The following is a 257-nucleotide window of genomic DNA, read 5'->3' as shown; positions in this document are numbered from 1 at the left end:
GGTCGGGGCAGGCTCGAACATGCCGTCCAGCCATGCCGCTGGACGCGCCATGTGAATCCCGGACAGGCTTCGTGCAATAAGGCCGTGTCGCGCAACCACGTGAACACCAAGTTCGCGTTGACGTCGTAGCGCCGAGCAACCTGGCCGCCCAACACCCGCGTCTGCCCGCAGATCACCCGCTTCTCGTCGTCGCTCCAGATCCTGCGCTTGCGCCGCTTTGACAACCCATGACTCCGGTAGTGTCCATTATCCCTTAG

1 pseudogene is annotated in these 257 nt (G+C 63.0%); it reads right to left on the bottom strand.

What is annotated here, in order from left to right:
• Positions 1–224 (bottom strand): annotated as a pseudogene (locus Q1B08_RS21875) (hypothetical protein); the annotation flags it as partial.
• Positions 225–257 lie beyond the last annotated feature (33 nt).

The sequence above is a fragment of the uncultured Jannaschia sp. genome, assembly GCF_947494025.1.
GTDB lineage: Bacteria > Pseudomonadota > Alphaproteobacteria > Rhodobacterales > Rhodobacteraceae > Jannaschia.
Note: the sequence above shows the minus strand (reverse complement) of the source record. Positions and strands in the feature narration are given on the sequence as shown.